Origin of the sequence: Actinomadura fulvescens, from assembly GCF_039533225.1 — a bacterium.
Classification (GTDB): Bacteria; Actinomycetota; Actinomycetes; order Streptosporangiales; family Streptosporangiaceae; genus Spirillospora; species Spirillospora fulvescens.
Genome location: NZ_BAAATD010000006.1, coordinates 556,273 through 573,867, shown reverse-complemented (window position 1 = coordinate 573,867; position 17,595 = coordinate 556,273). Strand labels below are relative to the sequence as shown.

Sequence of the window (17,595 nt, the reverse complement as noted above, 5' to 3'; positions counted from 1 at the left end):
GCGGACAGAGCCGGACGCAGGCAGCGCCGGACCAGAGGTCGAGGACCACAGGAGGATCATGCTCGCCGGGCTGGGGCGTCTCATTCACCGACGACGCTGGACCAGTCTCGTCCTGATCCTGATCATGACGGTCCTGGCCGGTGGCTGGGGCCTCGGCGTCTTCGCCAAGTTCAAGCAGGGCGGCTTCGAGGACCCGAAGGCCTCCTCCACCCTCGTCGCCAAGCTCGGCGCCACGTACTTCGGCAGCACCAACCCCGACGTTCTCGTGGTCTACAGCAGCGACACGATGACGGTGGACGACCCGCGCTACATGGCCGCCGTCGTCACCACCGTGTCGCGGCTGCCGAAGGACAAGGTCGCCGAGATCATCTCGTACTGGTCGTTCGAGGCCAAGGACGCGGCGCCGTTCGCCTCGCACGACGAACGGCGGACCTTCGTCGCGCTGAAGCTGACCGGTACCGACGCCGACAAGGGCCTGCGCTACGAGGAGATCAAGGACCGGCTCCAGGCGCCGGGCCTGACGACGCAGCTGGGCGGCGCGGTGCCGCTCAACATCGAGTTCGGTGAGCAGGTCGTCACCGACATCGTCAAGGCCGAGATCATCTCGATGCCCATCCTGCTGATCCTGCTCGTCGTGGTGTTCGGAGCGCTCACCGCCTCGGTGCTGCCGCTGATCGTCGCGCTGTTCTCGATCGTCGGCGGCCTCGCCGTGCTGCACGTCGTCACCTACCTCACGGACGTGACGTCCATGGCGCTTGAGGTCGTCACGATGATGGGCGTCGGCCTGGCGATCGACTACTCGTTGTTCATCGTGAGCCGCTTCCGGGAGGAACTGGAACGCGGCATGACGGCGGGCGGCATCGAACCCGGGAAACCCTGGAGACAGGCGCCCGACCGCAGGCAGCGCAAGGCGGAGAAGAAGGCCTACCGGCGGGCGCTGCGGCCCGTCCAGCAGGGGGCGCTCGCCCGCACCATGGCCACCGCCGGGCGGACGATCGCGGTCTCCGGCATCACTGTGTCGGCCGCGCTCGGCGGCCTGCTGGTCTTCCCGCAGATGTTCCTGCGGACCATCGGCCTGGCGGGCATCGCGACCGTCCTCGTCGCGGTCTTCGGCGCGATCGTGCTGCTCCCGACCCTGCTGGCGCTCCTGGGCGCGCGCGTGGAGGCCGGGCGGATGCCGTGGCGCCGCCCCACGTCCAAGCGTGCCCGGCGCGACCCCGACAGCGGCTTCTGGTACCGCCTCGGGCACAGCGTCATGAAGCGCCCGCTGCCGTACTTCGCGGTGACCGTCGTCATCCTGGGCGTGCTGTTCGGGCCGTTCCTGAGCGTGCAGTTCGGCAGTGTGGACGCGCGTGTGCTGCCCAAGGAAAGCCCCACCCGCGCCGTCGTCGAGACCGTCAAGCAGGAGTTCCCGAACGGTTCGGCCGAGCCGATCGACGTCGTCGTGTCCGGTGACCTGATCCCGCGCGACTGGAAGCCCGTGCGCAGCGGCGACAACATCCCGCCGTACCTGGAGGGGTTCCGGGCGCGGCTAGGCCAGTTGCAGGGCGTGACGCAGGCGAAGTTCACCGGCTACTCGGGTTCGTACGGCGGCGTCCGGATCTCCGTCACGCACAAGTACGAACCGCTGGACCAGCGGGCGATCGATCTCGTCACGGAGATCCGCGGGATGAGCCTGACCAAGAACGGCTATCCCATGCACATCGACGTGGGCGGGAGCACCGCCGGCCAGATGGACCTCATGGACGCCCTGATGCGCAGCCTGCCGAAGATGGCGGCGATCGTCTGCCTCACCACGTTCCTGCTGCTGTTCATGTTCTTCGGCTCGGTCGTGCTGCCGCTGAAGGCGATCGCCATGAACGTGCTGTCCATCGGGGCGTCGTTCGGCGTGATCGTGTGGGGCTTCCAGTACGGGCATCTCGCCGGGCTGCTGGACTTCACGCCCACCGGCAGCGTCGAGGCCACCAGCATGATCCTCATCCTGGCGGTCGTGTTCGGGCTGTCGATGGACTACGAGGTCTTCCTGCTCAGCCGGATCCGCGAGGAGTGGGACCGCACGCACGACAACCGCCTCGCCGTCGCGGTCGGCATGCAGCGGACCGGCGCGATCATCACCAGCGCCGCGCTCCTGTTCCTCGTCGTGATCGGCGCGTTCAGCATGGCGGGCCTCACGGTCGTGAAGCTCATCGGCGTCGGCATGTTCGTGGCGGTGGTCGTGGACGCCGCGCTGGTGCGGTCGCTGCTCGTACCGGCGACGATGCGGTTCATGGGCACGGCCAACTGGTGGCTGCCGCCCGCGCTGGCCGGGCTGCACGCCAAGATGGACCTTCGCGAACGCGACGACCTGCCGGGCGCCGCGGCCAACGTCGCACCGCCGCGCCTTCCCGACGAGCAGCCCTACCCGTACGCGATGCGCTGGGAGCAGCCCGCTGCCGCCCCGCCTCCGGCGCCGCCTTCGCCCCCCGTTCCGGCGCCGCCTTCACCCCCTCCCGTTCCGCCCCCGCCCCCGCCCCCGCCTCCGGCTCCCGCAGCGCCGCTCAGGCCGAACGGGGCGTCCGCGTTCGCCGACTACCAGGAAGCCGCGCTGCCGAACATCACCTTCCAGCGCGCGGAACCGCCGAACACAGTCTCACAACGATTTTCACCAGGCGCCGAGGGGCCCCACGGCGAGCCGGGCACGTCCCCGTACCCGCCGACCTCGGTGCCGCCGACCGCGACCGGATCTCAGCCCGCGCAGGCCCCCTGGGCCCCGTGGGCGAACGGGCCGCCCGAACCAAGACCCGTACGCACCACTCGCACCAGACGTGAGATAGTTCCCAATCCAGGTGGTTCTGGGTGGCGCTGGAGGACAGTGGAGGACAACGATGCCAACTGAGTCACGTCACCGCGGCGCCCGGAGAGCGGTGGCCGTGTCCGCGGCCGCCGTCGTCGGCGCGGCCGTGCTGCCCATGGGCGTGGCCGCTCCCGCACAGGCCGCCGGTTTCAGGAAGGCCGACAACGGCGCCCGTATCACCGCGTACAAGTGGCTGAACAAGGGCAGGACGGCCTTCGACTTCACCGTGCAGTCGCCGTCGCTCGGACGCAAGCAGAACGTGCGCGTGCTGCTGCCCAAGGGATGGAAGCACAAGTCCCGGCAGAGCTGGCCGGTCGTCTACGCCTACCACGGCGGCCGTGACAACTGGAAGTCGTGGACCCGGAGCACCGACATCCAGAAGCTGTCCCGTAAGTGGGGCGTCATGGTCGTCATGCCGGAGGGCGCTAACGGCTCGTACACCAACTGGTACAACTACGGCAAGGGCGGTCGTCCGAGGTGGGAGGACTTCCACCTTCGTGAGGTGCGCCAGCTGGTCGAACGCAACTACCACGCGGGCGGCTCGCGGGCCGTGATGGGCATCTCCTCCGGCGCGCAAGGAGCGTGTACGTACCCCGGAAGGGCTCCCGGCATGTTCCGCTACGCGGCGTGCTTCAGCGGGGTCCTGTCCATGAGCTCCCCGGGGATTCCCGCGCTGCTGATGTACACCAACAGCGGCAACGGCGTGGACCCCTACGCCATCTGGGGTCGTCCGGTGCTCGACAAGGCCAACTGGGACGCGCACGACCCGATCCACCTGCTGCCGCGCATGCGCTCGACCCGTTTCTACGTGTCGGCCGGCACGACCGGCAAGCCCGGCCCGTTCGACAGGCCCGACATGGCCCCCTGGGACATCGGCCTGATGAGCGAGCGGGCGATCGGCCCGACCGTCAGGCAGTTCGCCGAGCGCGCCAAGCGGCTCCGCGTGCCGATCACCGCGCACATCTATGGCAACGGCCGCCACAGCTGGCCGTACTGGAAGCGCGAGCTGCACACCGCGTGGCCGCAGATGATGAAGACCATCGGCGCCAAGCGCCGCTGACCTCTCCCCGACGCCCCGGCCCGGTACCCACCGGCCCGGGGCGTCGTCATACGAGCGAGTCCAGAAGCGCACAGGCCTTGGCGACACCGTCCTCGGCCTTGATGCGCAGGCCCAGATCGGCGGCCTGGTACGCGATGTCCTGCGAGCCGGTGGCCCGGCGGATGGCGGCGGCGAGCCGGGGCACGGTGAGCGAGGAGAACGGCACCGGCGCCGGGCCCGCGCCCAGCGCCGCGACACGTTCGCCCCAGAACGGCTGGTCGCCGAAGAACGGGGTCACGACCGTCGGGACGCCCGCCCGCAGGCCCGCCGCCGTCGTGCCCGCGCCGCCGTGGTGCACGACGGCGGCCATCCGCGGGAACAGCCACGAGTGCGGCACGTCGTCGACCGCGAGGATGTCGTCGTCCGACGTGGCCGGATCGCCCTGGACGATGCCGCGCACACCGGCCAGGCGCAGCGCCGCCCGGACGATCCGCCCGGTCATGTCCGCGTCCTTGGGGACCATGCTGCCGAAGCCGGCATAGACGGGCGCGGGACCGGACGCGAGGAAGTCCGTGAGATCACCCGGCGGCTGCCATTCGGGTTCGTCGAGGAACCAATAGCCCGTCACATGAACGTACGAAGGCCAATCCGCCGGCCTCGGAACAACGGCAGGGCTGAAGCAGGCCAGCACGGGCCGCCGTTCGTCGCGGACTTTGTGCATGGGGCCGCGTGGCGAAAGCGGCGACAGGCGCAACTCGTCCCGCCGCCACGGGTTGATGAAAGGGCGCGACAACTGCCAGGCGATCTGGTCGACGGCCAGGAAACTGGCTTTGTTGGCCCACGCTCCCAACAATCGCGCCCGCGGCATGAACGGGTGCGGAAAGGCCCCGGTCGGCTGGCTCGGCTGGAAGTGAACGAACGCCCACGGAACGCCGAGATGTTCGCCGATGTGCTGGGGCAGGAACCCCAGAGTCGGACCCAGAATGACATCCGCGTCCTTGCACGCGGCCAGGCACTCCGAAAGCAGCCGTTCGGCCATCGGACCCAGAATCCGCCGGAACCCGCCCAGGAACTTCACCGGGTTGCGTCCCCCGGCCAGCAGTTCCTGCCCGGCGTCGGACTCCAGGATCTCCGTCGGATCCGCGGTCAGCGGCGCCAGTTCCAGCCCGGCCGACAACGCCAGGCGCGCGTACCGGTTGCTGGCCACCAGCCGCACCTGGTCACCCCGGGCGACCAGCGCCTGCCCGAGCGCCACGCACGGCTGGATGTCACCCCGCGACCCGGCGGCGAAGATCACTATGCGGCGGCCCATGATGCCCCTTCCGATGTCACCAGGCGTCACCCCGGGGTCGTGTGCCCGCGGCGTCCTCGTCGTGCTCCCGCGCCTCGCCGGGCTCGACCGCGTCACCGGGCACGTACGGCTGGTACCAGCCGTCCGGCGGTGGCGGCGGCCAGCTCGTGTCACCGGAAGCCGCCACCTGCTCGCCGACGACCACCTGCCGTACCGGGTAGCGCGGCTTAGCCGGATAACGAGGCTGCACCCCAGCGCCCGACTCATCCACAACGTGCGCCTCATCCACAGGCACATCCTCTGCCCGCGCCTCCACACCAGCCTGCGGCTCCAGCGCGGTAAGGGGCTCAAGCGTGGATTCGACCGCCGACCCGAGGACAGTCTCTACGCCGGGCTGCGGCTCCAGCGTGGGATGTGGCTCGGGTGTGGACTCGGTCGTGTCTGGATTGGGCAGCGCGGTGAGTGGCTCAGGCGTGGATTCGGCCCGTGGCCCTAGGAGGGGCTCAGCCGCGGGCTGTGGTTCCAGTGCGGTGTGGGGCTCGTACGTGGGTTGGGCTGTTGGCACGAGCGGCGGCTCTGCGCCGGGCTGGGGTTCTGGGGTGGGGGCGGGGAGGGGGGCCACTGGGAGTGGGTTTGGGTGGCCGTTGGGGGTGGTGAGGACGGGGATCGGGTCTGGGGTGGTGGCGCGGGGGCTCGGGTCGGGCTCGGGGTAGTGGACGCGTTGCTTGCCGTGTTTGGGGCCGAGCCAGCCGCGTCGGCTGGGGAGGGTGATGCCGCTGATCAGGCCGCCGACGAGGACGAGGGTGGCGCCGAGGATGAGGCCGTTGGCGGTGCCGTCGCGGAAGGCTTCGAGGCTGTGGGCGTCGGCGCCTTCCGGGGGGACCTCGTGGATGAGGATGCCGACGATCGCGATGCCGAAGGCGCCGGAGACCTCGCGGATGACGTTGAGGATGCCGCTCGCGACGCCCGCCTGGTCTTCGGGGACGGCCTTGAGGACGTACATCGCGAGCGGCATGCAGAGGGCGGAGCCGATGCCGACGACCATCACGCCGGGCATCAGGTCGGCGAAGCCGTCGCCGCGGTGCAGGGCCGAGAACATGACCATCCCGACGGCCATCGCGGCCATGCCGCCGCCGATCATCGGGCGGGGGCCGAGCTTGGCGGCGAGCCAGAAGGCGGCGGGGGTGAGGACCATGATGGCGATGGCCGGGGGCATCATGACCAGCCCCGCCTCGGGTGGCGAGAACTCCAGGTAGCGCTGGAGGAACGTGGCCGAGTAGAAGATCATGCCGTTGAAGCCGATGCCCCAGAGCATCTGCGAGAGCAGGCCGCCGACGAAGACCCGGTTGCGGAAGAACCGCAGGTTCATCATCGGGTCGGGCGCCCACGTCTCGACGACCACGAAGCAGGCCAGGGCGATGCCCGCCAGGACGAAGACGCTGAGCACCGAGGGGTCGGTCCAGCCGTGCTTGCGCCCGGTCTCCAGGCCGTACGCGAGCGCGAAGAGCATGGTGGCGGAGATGAGGACGCCGGGCAGGTCGACGCGGGAGTTCTTGTTCTCACCCTTGGACGTCAGGACGACGAGGCCGAGCAGGATGACCAGGACGCCGGGGACGATGTTGATCAGGAAGATCCAGCCCCAGTGCCACTGCTGGACGATGAAGCCGCCGATGGCCGGGCCGAGGGCGGTGGCGCCGGAGGCCGCGCCGACCCAGACGATCGTGCCGACCGAGCGCTGCTTGTCCGTCCGGCCGACCGTGACCATGACCAGGGTCGCGGGCAGGGCGAGCGCGGCGCCGGCACCCTGGACGATGCGCCCGAGGATCAGGACCGCCTCGTCCCCCGCGAGGCCGCAGACGGCCGAGGAGGCGGTGAAGACGACCATGCCCGCGGTGAACGTGAGGCGGCAGCCGTAGACGTCGGTGAGGCGCCCTCCCGCGATCATCAGGCAGGAGAACATCAGGATGTAGCCGGTGGCGACCCAGTCCTTGGCGGAGTTGGACATGCCGAGGTCGCGCATCATCGTGGGCAGCGCGTTCGCGACCACCGTGTTGTCCATGGTGATCATGAATGCGCTGACGGCCACGACCGCCAGCGCCCATCTGTACCGGCCCCGGGTCAATGCGTCACGCGGCGTGTTCACCCCGTCGGGGACTCGCCGCTTCCCCCCATAGGTGTGAGTGGATATTGTTACGACTTGTTGGTGTCTGGTCACGTGACCCGCCGCTTGGGCGAGCGGCCCCAACTATCCCATCAGGCCACATTTGTTACCAGTGGGTCTTGTCATCACCGTGACAAGTCGCCAGAGAGAAAAGTGGTCTGGGTGCGCATCGTGAGACGGTCACCGTAGGACAAAGTGGTCCCCCTTGCTTCGAACGATCCCAGGTTCAGTTGGGGGAACCGCACGCATGCAGACGACCGATCGTTCCGGAGCCGCGCAGGACGAGACGCGGATCAGTGAGGATTCGATTCGTCGGTATCTGATCGACCAGATCGCGCGTCGCTCCCGGATCCCCGCCGACGAAGTCGACCCCGATCGCCCGCTGGAGGAGTTCGGCCTGGCGTCCCGCGACGCCGTGGCCATCGCCGGTGAGCTCGAACAGATGCTCGGCCGCGCGCTCCCGGCCACGCTGGTCTGGGAGCACCCCACGATCAACAGGCTGTCGGTCGCCCTCACCGGCGGCGGCCCGGCGACCGCCGCCGCGCCCGAGACGGCGGTCCATGTCCGGCGCGACGACGAGCCGATCGCCGTCATCGGCGTCGGCTGCCGGTTCCCCGGCGGCGAACGCGACCTCAACGGCCCCGCGGACTACTGGCGTTTCCTCACCGGCCGCGGCGACGCGATCCGCGAGGTGCCCGAGGGCCGCTGGGACGCCTTCGACGACGGTTCCCCCGAGGTCGGCGACCTGCTCGACAAGACCACGCGCCTCGGCGGCTTCCTGGACGACGTGGCCGGGTTCGACGCGCAGTTCTTCGGCATCACCCCGCGCGAGGCCGCGGTCATGGACCCCCAGCAGCGCCTCGTCCTGGAGGTCGCGTGGGAGGCGTTCGAGCACGCGGGCATCGGCCCCGCCGCGCTCCGCGGCAGCCGCACGGGCGTGTTCGTGGGCGTCTCGGCGCCGGAGTACGCCGCGTTCACCGCCTCCGACCTCGCCTCCCTCGAACCGTTCACCGCCACCGGCGCCGCGCTCAGCATCATCGCCAACCGGCTGTCCTACCTGCTCGACCTGCGCGGCCCCAGCATGATCGTCGACACCGCGTGCTCGTCGTCGCTGGTCTCCACCCATCTCGCGGTCCAGGCGCTGCGCAACGGCGAGGCCGACGTCGCGCTGGCGGGCGGCGTCAACCTCCTGCTGTCGCCGACCGTCACGATGACGTTCGACCTGGCGGGCGGCACGGCGGCGGACGGCCGCTGCAAGGCCTTCGACGCCTCCGCCGACGGCATGGTCCGCGCCGAGGGCTGCGGAGCGCTCGTCCTCAAGCGCCTGTCCGACGCCGTCCGCGACGGCGATCGTGTCCTCGCCGTGGTCAAAGGCTCGGGCGTCAACTCCGACGGCCGGTCCAACGGGCTGGTCGCGCCCAACTCCGACGCGCAGCGCACGCTGCTGCGCGACGTGTACGCGGCGGCGGGCATCGACACCCGCGAGGTCGACTACGTCGAGGCGCACGGCACCGGCACGTTCCTCGGCGACCCCATCGAGGCCAAGGCGCTCGGCGAGGTGCTCGGCGCCGGCCGTGACGCCGGTGCGCCGCTGCTCCTCGGCTCGGCCAAGTCCAACCTCGGGCACATGGAGTCCGCGGCGGGCGTCGCGGGGCTGATCAAGACCGTGCTGGCCCTCCACCACGGCACGATCCCGGCCTCCAACCACTACAAGGAGCCGAACCCGCACATCCCGTTCGACGAGCTGCGGCTCGCGGTGGTGGCGGAGGAGACGCCGTGGCCGGGCCGCGGCCGCCCGCCGCGTGCCGGTGTCTCGGGGTTCGGCTTCGGCGGCACCAACGCGCACGTGATCCTCGAAGCCGCGCCGGCTCCGGCCGGTCCGGCCCGGGAGTCCACGGCCGCGCCCGCCGCGCTGCACACGCTGACCTTGTCCGACACCGCCGACGACCGGGTCCGTGACCACGCCGCCGTGCTGGCCGAATGGCTGGAGGCGAACGAGGACGTCGCACTGGCCGACGTCGCCCAGACCCTGTTCCGCCGCAACGGACGCGGCCGATCCCGTGCCGGGGTGTCGGCGCGCGACCGTGCCGGGCTCGTGGCGGGGCTCACGGCGCTGGCCGAGGGCCGCCCGCACCCCGGCGTCGTCTCCGGTACCGCGCTCGGCGTGCCGGGCAGGCCGGTGTGGGTCTTCTCCGGGTACGGGGCGCAGCGGGCCGGCATGGCGCAGCGACTCCTGGAGGAGGAGCCCGCGTTCGCCGAGGCCATCGACGATCTCGACGCGCTCTTCGCGGAGGAGGGCGGCCCCGAGCTGTGGTCGCTGCTCGAATCGGGGGAGAAGCCCACCGAGCCCGCCGTGACGATGCCCGCGCTGTTCGCGGTCCAGATCGGGCTCGCCCGGATGTGGACGTCGTACGGGGTCACGCCCGGCGCGGTGCTCGGTCACTCGATGGGCGAGATCGCCGCCGCGGTCGTGGCCGGCGCGCTCACGCTGGAGGACGCCGTCAAGGTGATCTGCCGCCGGTCGCGGCTGCTCACCCGGATCGTCGGCGGCGGCGCGATGGCCGTGCTCGGCGCGTCCGCCGACGAGGTCGCCCGGCTCGGCCACGATCTTCCCCAGGTGTACGCGGCGGTGCACTCCTCGCCCAGGCAGACGGTGGTCACCGGCGACGCCGGGCAGATCGCCACCATCGTGGAACGGGCGGAAGCCGAAGGCCGCCTGGCGCGCATGGTCCAGGCCGAGGGCGCGGGCCACTCGCCGCAGGTGGACCCGCTGCTCGACGACCTGCGCGACCTGCTCGCCGATGTCGGCACCGAGCCCGGCGTCCCCTTCGCCGAGGGCATCCGGCTCTACACGACCGCCCTCGACGACCCCCGTGCCCTCATCGACGCCGAGGGCGCCCGGCTCGACGCCGCCTACTGGGCCCGCAACCTGCGCAACCCCGTCCGCCTCACCGACGCGGTCACGGCGGCGGCCGAGGACGGCTACCGCACGTTCATCGAGCTCAACGCCCACCCGATCCTGTCCCACGCGGTCGGCGAGACCCTGGACGGCTCGGGAGCGCTGGTCGCCCACTCGCTCAAGCGGGCGCCGAAGGGGCAGCCGACCGACGACGTCCTGACGTTCCACTCGCAGCTCGCGCTCCTCGGTGCCAACGGCCTTCCGGTCGGAGCCCCGGCCGGCGGCTCCGTGATTGACGTGCCGTCGTCGCCCTGGCGGCACGAACGTCACTGGGCCGGCACGTCCACGCGCGGTGGGAACGGCCGTGACGAGCACCCCCTGCTCGGCGCGCACGTCGAGCTGCCCGGCGAGGACCGGCACGCCTGGCGCGCCGACGTCGGCACCGCCGCCCAGCCGTGGCTCGGCGGAACGCGGGTCCACGGGCTCGCCACCCTGCCGGTCGCCGCGTTCGCCGAGATGGCCCTCGCGGCGGGCGCCCAGGCGTTCGGCACCGACTCCGTGCGTGTCAACAGCCTGTGGATAGAGCGCCCGCTCGCGCTCGCCGAGCGGACGACCGTCACCACGACTTTCGCCGAGACCGACCAGCGCGTCGAGATCCACGCGCTGACGCCCGCGGGCACCTGGGTGCGGCTGGCCAGCGCCGATGTCGGTGACGACCACCTCGGCCCGGCCGTCCCGCTGACCGGCGCGCCCACCGAGGTCGCGGCGGCCGAACGCGGAAGCAGGCACTATCGCCTCCACCCCGAGGTCCTGGACCGGGCGCTGTCCGTGCTCTACGCGGAGGCGGGCGACGGGGTCTGGCTGACCGAGACGGTGGGCAGCCTGCGGGTGTACGGGCCGACGCACCGCGGCGGGCACGTCCGGACCCAGATCGTCCAGGGCGACGAGGGAACGGTCGGCGCGCTCCAGCTCATCGGCCCCGACGGTGCGGTCCTGCTGGACGCCACCGGCATCGTGCTGCGCCGGATGGAACGTCACGACCTGCCCGTTCCGCTCACGGACAAGCTCGTCGAGGTCGTCTGGGACGAGACCGGCGTGCCCGAGCCGGTCCACACCGGCGCCACCTGGCTACTGCTGGCCGAGGCCGATGACGCGCTCGCCGCCGCCGTCGCCGCCGACCTCGACGCGCGGGGCCACCGCGTGAGCCGCCGCGTCCTGGGCTCCGACCCGGTCGCCGAGGTCTCGGCGGCCGCCGAGAGCGTGGCGGCGGCAGCGGTGACGGAGATGGAGGAGCCGCCGGCCGGGGTGGTCGTCGTCCCCTCCGCCGATCTGGTGGACGAGGAGCTCGTGCTCGCGGTCACCGACGTCGCCAACGCGCTGCCCGACGGGACACGGCTCTGGATCGCCACCCGCAACGCCCTGCCCGTGCGCGAGGGCGAGGCCGGAGAGCCCGGTCAGGGCTTCATCAGGGCGATCGTCCGGGTGCTGGGCTTCGAACGCACCGTGCTCCGGACCACCCTCGTCGACGTCGACCGCCCGGCCGACCTCGTCGGGGAGCTCCTCGCCGACGACGCGGCCCGTGAGGTCGCCTACCGTGGTGGCGTCCGGTACGTCGCCCGGCTCGACCAGGCCGCCCTGACCGGCGGCACCGAGACGGCCGGTCGCGAGCCGGCCGGTCGTGGCACGGCGGAGCGCGGGACGGGACGCAGGGCCCGCCGGATCGTGCGGCGCGGCGGCTCGTACATCGTCACCGGCGGTTACGGCGGCATCGGCCTGGTGACCGCCCGCCTGCTGGCCGAGCGCGGCGCCGGGCGGATCGTGCTCTCGGGCCGGTCCGGGCCGGACACCGAAGCCGAGAAGGTCATCGCCAGGCTCCGCGAGAGCGGCGTCGACATCGGCGTCGTGCTCGGCGACATCGCCGCGCCCGGCACCGCCGAACGGCTGGTCCGGGTCGCCCAGGAGGACGGCAAGAAGCTGTACGGCGTCGTCCACGGCGCCGGCGCCATCGACGACCGGCTGATCGTCGACCTCGGCCGCGAGGACCTGCACCGGGTGTGGACGGCCAAGGTCGAGGGCGCGCGGCTGCTCAGCCGGGCGACCTGGGACCTCGATCTCGACTGGTTCGTGACGCACTCGTCGGCCGCGGCGCTGCTGGGCTCGCCCGGCCAGGCCGCCTACGCCGCCGCCAACGCCGCTATCGACGCGCTCGTCGCGTACCGCCGCGCGCACGGCCGCCCCGGCACCACGATCAACTGGGGTACCTGGTCGCGGGTCGGCGGCGCCGCCGACCTCCAGGTGACGGTCATCGAGCCGATCAGCCCGGACGAGGGGACCGAGGCGCTGGAGGCGCTGCTGGCCGACGGACGCGCGGCCACCGGGGTGCTGCGGTTCGACCCGGCCACGGCCGTGGGCCTGTTCCCCGAGATCACCAAGATGCCGTACTTCGCCGCGCTCACCGTCGCGGCCGCCGACGGCGCCGGCACGGCCGACGCCGGCGACTGGCCGGGCATCGACGCGATCAAGGAACTGGAGCCCGCCGCCGCCCGGCAGCGCGTCGCCGCCCAGATCCGCCGGCGCATCGCCACGGTCCTCGGCTTCGACGCCGAACGGCTCGACCCGGCGGTGCCGCTCACCGACCTCGGCCTGGACTCGCTCGTGGCGGTCCGGATCAAGAGCGGTGTCGAGCACGACCTCGGGCTCACGGTCCCGGCGGCGGTGCTGCTCAAGGGCGCCAGCGTCAACGTGTTCGAGGAATGGGCGGCCGAGGAGCTCGGGCTCTCCGGCGCGCCCGCGCCGTCGGCGGGCGCGAGCGCCGTGTCCAACGCCGAGGCCGGGTACGTGATGGCCCGCGACGCCGCCGAGCGGCTGGCCGTGCGGATCATCGAGGACGTGCTCGGACTCGACCGGGTCAGCGTGACCGCCGACTTCTTCGCCGACCTGAGCGGCACCGAACAGCAGGCCGACGAGGTCGTCGTCCAGGTCGCCGCGGAGCTCGGCGGGGAGGTCGCGCGGGGCGAGCTGTTCGCCACGCCGACGGCCGAGCACATCGCCGAATACCTGCGGGCGGCCGACGAGGAGGCCGCCCGGCAGACCGTCCGGCCGCTCAAGACGACCGGCACCCGCCGTCCGATCTTCATCGCGCATCCGGCGGGCGGCACCACCGCCTGCTACCGGCAGCTGATCGACCTGCTCGGGCCGGACCAGCCGGTGTACGGGCTGGAGCGGTTCGACGACGCGCCCTCGGTGGAGGAACGGGCCGCCCGGTACGTCGAGCGCCTGCTGGAGGTCCAGCCCGAGGGCGGGTTCCGGCTCGGCGGCTGGTCGTTCGGCGGCGTGCTGGCCTACGAGACCGCCCGGCAGCTCACCGCCGCCGGCCGCGAGGTCGAGTTCGTCGCGCTGTTCGACGCCGGGCTGCCGCTGCCGGTGGAGGACGAGTCCGACACGCTGGCCCGCCGGTTCGCCGCGTTCACCGACTACATCAACGAGACCTACGAGCTGAACGTGGACCTGACCTACGAGGAGCTGTCCGGGCTCACCGAGGACGCGCAGTTCGCGCTGGTCATGGAACGGGCCGCCGCCCTGGCCGACCTGATCCCGCCGGCGGCGCTGCACCACCAGCTGACCTCGCACCAGGACACCCGGTCGCTGGAGGCCTACGAGCCGCGGCCCTACGACGGCCGTGTGATCCTCTACTACGCCCCGGAGGAGACTCCGTGGGCGGTCCGGGACGCGCGGTACGTGCTCGACGGAATGAATGGTTTCGGGGAGATCTGCGGCGCCCTGGAGAAGGTCACGATCCCCGGCGCGCATCACCTGAACCTGCTCGACCCGCCCGGTGTGGAGGTACTGGCCGCCCACCTGGAGGAACAGCTCGCCGCGAGCGAGGACCGGCCCGCCCGCATCCGCCACGGGGTGAACGGCACCCGTGACGGGACGAACGGCGCCCGGCCCGAGCTGAACGGCGTGAACGGCGCACGCGACCCGCGCGCGTCACAGGACGTCACGGAGGCCGGGGGCGCGTTCGAGGCCGGCCTCTCCGTGTCCGACTCACCGGCGCCCTGACCGGGCCGCTTCCCCGACCCCGCCTCAACGGAGGAGATCGATGTCCGACCCCCTGCTCGAAGCCGTACGGTCCGGCGCGTCCGAGAAGGAGCTGCTGGACTGCGAACTGCCCACCCGTTTCCGCGCCGCCTTCACCCTCAAGGACGAGGTGGGCATCTTCGAAGGGCAGACCGACAAGGACGTGCGCCGCTCCCTGCACGTCGGCGAGGTCGACATGCCCGAACTGGCCCCCGACGAGGTCGTGGTGGCGGTCATGTCGGCCGCGATCAACTTCAACACGGTCTGGTCGGCGATCTTCGAGCCGGTGCCGACGTTCGCGTTCCTGGAGAAGTTCGGGCGCCAGGGCTGGTACGGGGCGCGGCACGACCTCCCGTACCACATCCTCGGTTCCGACGGCTCGGGCGTCGTCGTCCGCACCGGTGACGGCGTGAAGAGCTGGAAGGTCGGCGACCGCGTCGTCCTGTCGCCCTCGTACGTGGACGAGGAGGACCACGGCTCCTACGACGACGGCATGATGAGCGAGACGCAGCTGGCCTGGGGCTTCGAGACCAACTTCGGCTCGCTCGGCGAGTACTGCATCGTCAAGGCCAACCAGCTCATCCGCAAGCCGCGGCACCTGACCTGGGAGGAGGCGGCCTCAAACACGCTGTGCGCGGGTACCGCGTACCGCATGCTGGTCGGCAGGCACGGCGCGCGGATGAAGCAGGGCGACGTCGTGCTGATCTGGGGCGCGACCGGCGGCCTCGGCTCGTTCGCCACCCAGCTGGTCAAGAACGGCGGCGGCATCCCGGTCGCGGTCGTCTCCTCCGAGGAGAAGGCCGAGATCGTCCGGTCGCAGGGCTGTGACCACGTCATCAACCGCAACGAGCTGAACCTCGGGGAGCAGGGCCTGCGCCACCCCAAGGCCGGCCGCGTCCTCGGCGAGGCCATCCGCCGCCTGGTCGGCGAGGACCCGGGCATCGTCTTCGAGTACCTGGGCCGCGAGACCTTCGGCGCCTCGGTCTACGTCGCCAAGCGCGGCGGCAAGATCGTCACCTGCGGCTCCTCCACGGGCTACAAGCACGAGTACGACAACCGCTTCCTGTGGATGCGCCTCAAGAGCATCATCGGCTCGCACGGCTTCAACTACCACGAGGCCGTCGAGGTCAACCGTCTGATCAGCCTCGGCATGATCCACCCGACGCTGTCGAAGGTCTTCCCGCTCGACGGCGCGGGCGACGCCACCCGCGCGGTGCAGACCAACCAGCACATCGGCAAGGTCGCCGTCCTCTGCGGCGCGACGGCCGAGGGCCAGGGCGTGGACGACCCCGCGATGCGCGAGCGCATCGGCGAAGAGAAGTTCCACCTCTACCGTCGGAGCGTCTAAGCGGCGGGGTGTTTTTTTGGCTTTCGCGGCTTTGACCCCCTCGCCTGGCGGCTCGGGGGTCAAACCGCAAAAGCGGCGAGCGCGACATCGCTTCGCGATCTTCGCGGGGAGCTTCGCCTTCGGCTCGCTCCCCGCTGAGCGCCGCGCGCTCGCGGTGCGGGGTTGAGCACCGTTGGGCGCGGCCGCGGTTCCAAGGACGGATTGTTCGCGTTCGGTGGATGGCGTGGGCGCGATCTTTGTCGTGCCCATCGCCGTTGCCGGGATGGGGACGTTTCCGCCATAGCTGCGGGCGGGGGTCAGGGGCGGATTGTTTTGCGTTCGGTGATGGCGTGGGTGCCGTCTTTGTCGTGGCCGTCGCCGGGGGTTGGTGGTTCGGCCAGGTCGGCTAGGAAGTGACGGTTGAGCCTCGCGCGGACCTTGCCTAGGCGGCCCCGGAGCTCGGGGGACTCGACGCCCGCGCGTTCCGGGCGTCCTAGCGGCAGGGCGGGGCGTGGGCGGGGGTCGACGATCTCGGGGATCTCGTCCGGGGTCAGGTGGCGTTCGACCTCGATGTACTCGCCGTGCGGGCGCAGCTGGATCATGCCGGTCTCCAGGCCGTGCTCCGCCAGGGCGAGATCGCGGCGTTGCAGGCCCAGGCAGAGGCGGTAGGCGATGACGTATCCCAGCACCGGTCCGACGATCACCAGCACGCGGAAGAACCACGTCGTCCAGAACAGCGGGATCTCGAACCGTTCCGCGATCACGTCGTTGCCGCCGGCCGCCCACAGCCCGCCGTAGAAGATCACGCCGGCGACGCCGATCCCGGTGCGGGCGGGCACGTCGCGGGGCCGGTCGAGCAGATGGTGGATCTGGTGATCGCCGGTCACCCAGCGTTCCAGGAACGGGTAGACCGCCAGCCCGGTGAACAGCACGCCCGGCACGACCAGGGCGGGCACGATCACGCTCATCGGCAGCGAGTGCCCCCAGGCGGTGATCTCCCAGGCCGGCATGATCCGCAGTGAGCCCTCCAGCCAGCCCATGTACCAGTCCGGCTGGGAGCCCGAGCTGATCGCGCCCGGGTCGTACGGGCCGAACAGCCAGACCGGGTTGATCTGGAAGAACGTGGCGAGCAGCACCGTCACGCCGAGGACCCACAGGAAGAACGCCGTGGTCTTGGCGATGAACATCGGGAAGAACGGGCCGCCCTGGACGGTGCGGTTGGTGCTGCCCTTGCCCGGGAACTGCGTGTGCGTCTGCCGCCAGGTCAGCACGACGGCGTGCAGCGGGATCAGGGCGAGCAGGATTCCCGGTATCAACAGGATGTGGATGACGTACAGCCGGGGGATGATCAGGTCGCCCGGGAACTCCCCGCCGAACAGGAACATCAGCAGGTACGTGCCGACCACCGGGATCGCCAGGATCACCCCCTCCAGAATCCGGATGCCGGTGCCGGAGAGCAGGTCGTCGGGCAGCGAGTAGCCGAACAGGCCGTTCACCATGACGAGCATGAACAGCACGATCCCGATGATCCAGTTGAGCTCGCGGGGCTTGCGGAACGCGCCGGTGAAGAAGTTGCGCAGCAGGTGCACGACGATCGCCGCCATGAACAGGATCGTCGACCAGTGGTGGATCTGCCGGACGAGCAGCCCGCCCCGCACGTCGAACGTGATGTGCAGCGTCGAGGCGTACGCCTCGCTCATCCGCACCCCGCGCAGCGGCTGGTACGACCCGTCGTAGACGACCTCGGTCATGCTCGGCTTGAAGAACAGGGTCAGGAAGACCCCGGTGAGCAAGATGATCACGAACGAGTACAGCGCGATCTCGCCGAGCAGGAAGCTCCAGTGGTCGGGGAAGGCCTTGCGCAGGGCCTTGCGGGCGAACGGCCCGCCGCCGAACCGCTCGTCGACCGCGCGGCCGGTCGCCGCCAGGGCCTTGGGGGGTCGCGAAGGCGTGGGCACTGCGGAC

Annotated in this window: 7 protein-coding genes; 4 read left to right on the top strand and 3 right to left on the bottom strand. The window is 71.3% G+C overall.

Translation table 11 applies throughout. From position 1 onward, the window contains the following. Nucleotides 1-58 precede the first annotated feature (58 nt). The gene (locus ABD333_RS24950) at nt 59-2,875 is read left to right on the top strand and encodes an MMPL family transporter (RefSeq protein ID WP_344544646.1); all 2,817 of its coding nucleotides are present in this window, start codon (nt 59-61) and stop codon (nt 2,873-2,875) included. Further along, the gene (locus tag ABD333_RS24945; RefSeq protein ID WP_344544644.1) at nt 2,865-3,893 is read left to right on the top strand and encodes an alpha/beta hydrolase; all 1,029 of its coding nucleotides are present in this window, start codon (nt 2,865-2,867) and stop codon (nt 3,891-3,893) included. Before ABD333_RS24950 ends, ABD333_RS24945 begins: the two co-directional genes overlap by 11 nt. Nucleotides 3,894-3,939: 46 nt before the next feature. On the opposite strand, the gene ABD333_RS24940 is transcribed toward ABD333_RS24945, so the two are convergent. Both ABD333_RS24940 and ABD333_RS24935 read right to left on the bottom strand, forming a co-directional pair. Beyond that, entirely contained in the window at nt 3,940-5,184 is a 1,245-nt protein-coding gene (locus ABD333_RS24940; RefSeq protein ID WP_344544642.1) for a glycosyltransferase, read from the bottom strand. A 16-nt stretch (nt 5,185-5,200) separates the two neighbouring features. Then, entirely contained in the window at nt 5,201-7,249 is a 2,049-nt protein-coding gene (locus ABD333_RS24935; protein WP_344544640.1) for an MFS transporter, read from the bottom strand. A 322-nt stretch (nt 7,250-7,571) separates the two neighbouring features. Here ABD333_RS24935 and ABD333_RS24930 point away from each other — a divergent pair, with 322 nt between their 5' ends. Both ABD333_RS24930 and ccrA read left to right on the top strand, forming a co-directional pair. After that, on the top strand, nt 7,572-14,285 hold the full coding sequence (locus ABD333_RS24930; protein ID WP_344544638.1) for an SDR family NAD(P)-dependent oxidoreductase: 6,714 nt from the start codon (nt 7,572-7,574) through the stop codon (nt 14,283-14,285). 40 nt (nt 14,286-14,325) lie between these two features. After that, entirely contained in the window at nt 14,326-15,651 is a 1,326-nt protein-coding gene (ccrA, locus tag ABD333_RS24925; RefSeq protein WP_344544637.1) for a crotonyl-CoA carboxylase/reductase, read from the top strand. Nucleotides 15,652-15,947: 296 nt separating this feature from the next. On the opposite strand, the gene qcrB is transcribed toward ccrA, so the two are convergent. Next, the gene (gene qcrB / locus ABD333_RS24920; RefSeq protein WP_344544636.1) at nt 15,948-17,588 is read right to left on the bottom strand and encodes a cytochrome bc1 complex cytochrome b subunit; all 1,641 of its coding nucleotides are present in this window, start codon (nt 17,586-17,588) and stop codon (nt 15,948-15,950) included. Nucleotides 17,589-17,595: the final 7 nt, after the last annotated feature.

Excerpts from the sequence above, each read along its gene's own strand:
- ABD333_RS24950 (WP_344544646.1), top strand. The coding sequence starts at position 59 with ATGCTCGCCGGGCTGGGGCGTCTCATTCACCGACGACGCTGGACCAGT.
- ABD333_RS24945 (WP_344544644.1), top strand. The coding sequence starts at position 2,865 with ATGCCAACTGAGTCACGTCACCGCGGCGCCCGGAGAGCGGTGGCCGTG.
- ABD333_RS24940 (WP_344544642.1), bottom strand. The coding sequence starts at position 5,184 with ATGGGCCGCCGCATAGTGATCTTCGCCGCCGGGTCGCGGGGTGACATC.
- ABD333_RS24930 (WP_344544638.1), top strand. The coding sequence starts at position 7,572 with ATGCAGACGACCGATCGTTCCGGAGCCGCGCAGGACGAGACGCGGATC.
- ccrA (WP_344544637.1), top strand. The coding sequence starts at position 14,326 with ATGTCCGACCCCCTGCTCGAAGCCGTACGGTCCGGCGCGTCCGAGAAG.